The organism is Hallella faecis, from assembly GCF_018789675.1.
GTDB lineage: Bacteria > Bacteroidota > Bacteroidia > Bacteroidales > Bacteroidaceae > Prevotella > Prevotella faecis.
The window spans coordinates 1-328 of record NZ_JAHKBE010000181.1 but is presented as its reverse complement, the minus strand read 5'-3'; the positions used below and the strand labels follow the sequence as shown (position 1 = coordinate 328).

The window sequence follows — 328 nt, the reverse complement described above, 5'->3', positions numbered from 1 at the left end:
TGACATCATCCAAAAAACTTTTCTGTGCCAAGGTGAAATAATTCGGTAATTCCTTGCTTGCCTGCTTTCCTTGCTAACTCTGATAGCAACGTAAAAAATAAATGTTTCACTTCTAAAATATCAAAGTTATGAAAAAGATTGAAAATTCTTTCGTAGTAAGCGGTTTCGTAGGTAAGGATGCAAGCATCCATCAGTTCTCAACAGCAAGCGTTGCACGTTTTTCACTGGCCATCAGCCGTACTGAGAAGAATGGCGAGGAAACAAACCGCACATCAGCCTTCATGAATGTAGAGGCATGGCGCAAAAACGAGAACACCTCTTCCTTCGA

The 328-nt window shown here is 40.9% G+C and carries 1 protein-coding gene; it reads left to right on the top strand.

Going from position 1 to position 328, the window contains the following annotated elements; all coding sequences use genetic code 11:
* Positions 1-128: 128 nt before the first annotated feature.
* Positions 129-328 (top strand): single-stranded DNA-binding protein (locus KM934_RS13045; RefSeq protein WP_215761062.1); only part of this gene is annotated, 200 nt, incomplete at its 3' end.